3 protein-coding genes are annotated in these 2,997 nt (G+C 64.3%); 1 reads left to right on the top strand and 2 read right to left on the bottom strand.

All coding sequences use genetic code 11. The annotated features are described in order from the left end of the window. A partial coding sequence (locus tag EOA36_RS32270; RefSeq protein ID WP_145969424.1) for a DMT family transporter occupies positions 1 to 443 on the bottom strand: 443 nt, incomplete at its 3' end. Between the two features lie 222 nt (positions 444 to 665). On the opposite strand from EOA36_RS32270, the gene EOA36_RS32265 reads away from it, so the two are divergent. Then, a complete protein-coding gene (locus tag EOA36_RS32265; protein ID WP_127280878.1) occupies positions 666 to 1,541 on the top strand; it encodes a LysR substrate-binding domain-containing protein in 876 nt (291 codons plus the stop codon). A 25-nt stretch (positions 1,542 to 1,566) separates the two neighbouring features. Here the strand turns inward: EOA36_RS32265 and EOA36_RS32260 are convergent. Beyond that, positions 1,567 to 2,997, bottom strand: a 1,431-nt coding sequence (locus EOA36_RS32260) for a TIGR02302 family protein (RefSeq protein WP_127280877.1), incomplete at its 5' end; no start/stop codon positions are given.

Genomic DNA, 2,997 nt, shown 5'->3' with positions numbered 1-2,997 from the left:
CAATCGAACAGCCCAGCGCCTGGACGCACCATCATGACCACGCCGAGCAATCCGATCAGCACGGTCGCCAGCGTCCGCCAGGAAACGCGTTCGCCAAGATACGGCCCGGCCAGTGCCATGATGAACAGCGGCGCCATGAAATAGAGCGCCACGGCGTCGGCCAGCGGCAGGGCGGCGATGGCCAGGTAATAGACCGTGTAGGAGGTGAACTGGATGAAGGCGCGTATGGTCAGCAGGCCGAAGCGCCGCGACAAGATGGCCCGCAAGCCAACATCGGCGTGGACGAGAACGATCAGGATCGGCAAGGCGACGATCGAGCGGATCGCCATCACCTCGGTCACCGGATAGCCGCTCGATACGGCTTTGACGAGCGGGTCCTGCAGCGAGAACACCAGCACGCCCAGGCACAGGCTCAGGATGCCGCGCACCATCCTATTGTGCATTCGTGTTCAGGCTCCCGCGCATACGATCCGGCGCCCCTGTCCAGATCAAAAAGAACCCGCCACCGTTTTCGGGCAGCGGGCACGAGTGAGGACTCTTCGATTGGTCCGCAGCCGATTTCGCGGCTGCATATCCAATGGGTGAGGCGACTATCGGTCGACGTTTGACATGTTGCAAACGAATTGGAATGATGCCAGCAATCAAATTTACTTATGATGGATGCCATGCGGCCAACCCTCGACAGCGATCTCCTGCGTACCTTCGTGGCCATCGCCGAGGCCGGCAATTTCACGAGGGCCGCCGAACAGGCCGGCCGCACCCAGTCGGCCGTGTCGATGCAGATGAAGAAGCTCGAGGAGTTGGTCGGCGACACCTTGTTCGAGCGCGGTTCACGTGGCGTCGCACTGACGCGGCGTGGCGGCGAACTCATCGTCAATGCCCGCCGCATCGTCTCGCTGCTCGACGAGACGGCTGCGTCGATGGCGGCGGCGCCGCTGGGCGGGCCGGTGCGCATCGGCATTCCGGAGGAATATGGCCACGCCATCCTGTCGCGCGCGCTCGGCGCATTCTCGAAGCGCCATCCAAAGGTCGAAGTCACGGTGCGCTACGCCCATTCGTGGGCGCAGGTTGCGGCGCTCGCCGCGGGCGAGCTCGATCTCGCCGTGGTCTTCGAGTGGCAGGACCTTTCCGGCGGCGAGGTGCTGATGCACGACCCGACCGTGTGGGTGACGTCGAACCTGCATCACATGCATGAGGAACAGCCGCTGCCGATCGCGCTCTACAACCGCGCCGGCTGGTGCAAGGACTTCGCCATCAAATCGCTGGAGCAGCGCGGCCTTGCCTATCGCGTCGCCTATACCAGTGACACCAATGGCGGCCTGAAGCTTGCCGTCACCTCAGGGTTGGCGATCGCGCCGATTTCGCGCAGCAACATTCCGGCGGACTGCCGCGAACTGACGTCCGCGGATGGGTTCGGCGACATCGATTCCTCCAATGTGGTGATGCACCGCAACCCGAACGCTTCCGGTGAAGCGATCGACGGCATGCAGGAGGCGATCCGCGAGGCGTTCGTCAACAGGCAGGTCCAACCGGCGTCATAGACGTCTTCGGTTGCTCCGCCGTTTACTATTTCAGTTCCAGCAACCGTTCCAGATAGCTGCGCTCGATATCGGGGCTGAGCGCGTTGCCGAGCCGCTTGCGGATCGCTTCCAGGATCTGGCGCGCGCGCTGCACGTCGATCTCATCGGGCACTTTCACCGAATCGCCGAAATCGGGACCCTGGCTGGCGCGCGGCCGGCCGAGCGGGTCACGGTCGGCGTCCTGCTGACGGCCACCTTCCTGGCTGCCGCCCTGGTCGCCCTGCATGGCCTGCATCTGCTTCATCATGTCCTTGGCGCCCTTGCGCAGCGCCTCGAGCGCCCGGCCCTGGTGGCCGACGGCCTCGTCGCCCTGACCCTCGCCAAGCGCCTGCTCGGCGCTGCCCATGGACTTGCCGGCTTCGCCAAATCCTTCATTGGGCTCCATGCCCATGCCTTCGAGGCCCTTCTTCAGCTGTTCGAGATCGCTTTTGAGCTGGCCCTGGCCTTCCTGCAACTGCTTCAGCGCATCGGCGAATTCCTGCGGCGTCATCGGCTTTTGCCTGGCGAGCGGATCGCGGTCCTCGCCAACGCCTGGCTTGTCCTGGTTCTCGCCGCTGCCTTCGCCGAGCTGCTCGTCGCGATTCTTGCCACGCTGTCGCTCGCCACGCTGCATCTGGTCCATGCGGAACGTGTCGTTCATCATCTCCTGCTGGCGCCGCAAAATCTCGCCGAGCTTGTCCATCTGCTGGCGCATCTGGCTGTCCTGCTCGCCGCCCTGCTGCTGGCGGCCGGCCTGAAGGTTGTTCATCATGTCCTGCAGTTGCGACAGCAATTGCTGCGCCTTGTCGCGGTCGCCCGACTTCGCCAGGTTCTCGATCTGGTCCATCATGCGGTCGATGTCGCTCTGGCGCAGTTCCTGGCCGTTCTGCTGCATCTGCGGCGCATTCGGGTTCTGCTTGGCGCGCTCGGCGAATTCCTGCAGGAACTGGTTCATCGCCTCGCGCAGTTCCTTCATCGCCTTCTCGATCTCGGCGTCGCTGGCACCGTTCTTGATGGCGTCCTGGAGCGCCTGCTGCGCCTGGCGCAGCCGCTTTTCGGCGGCCGATAGATTGCCCTCCTCGATGCCGAGCGCGATTTCCCAGAGATAGGCGACCTCGCCGCGCAGCTGATCATCGTTCCCGGCCAGTTTCAGCCGGCTCATCGCGCTCATGATGGCGAGGTAGTGGGACATGTTGTCGAACGTGTCTTCAGGCCGCAGCGTGATGGCGTCCATCAGGTCGAGCACGCGCGGCTTGGCATTGGTGTCGAGCGCGAGCAGGCGGCGCTGTTCGATCACGGCGCGCGCCAGCGGGTTGGCGAATGGCCGCTCGGGCATCAAGAGCGTCTTGGTTTCGCTGGACGCGGTGTGTCCGGCGTCGTCGGTGGCGACCAGCGTCAGCTTGATGCTGCCGCCGGCCCAGACATGCTCGGTCAGATC

The organism is Mesorhizobium sp. M8A.F.Ca.ET.021.01.1.1, from assembly GCF_003998025.1.
Lineage (GTDB): Bacteria > Pseudomonadota > Alphaproteobacteria > Rhizobiales > Rhizobiaceae > Mesorhizobium.
The sequence above is the reverse complement of the archived record's forward strand: the minus strand, read 5'-3'. Positions and strand labels throughout refer to the sequence as shown.

Bases quoted from the DNA above. Each gene is read 5' to 3' on its own strand.
- EOA36_RS32265 (WP_127280878.1), top strand. From the start codon at position 666: ATGCGGCCAACCCTCGACAGCGATCTCCTGCGTACCTTCGTGGCCATC.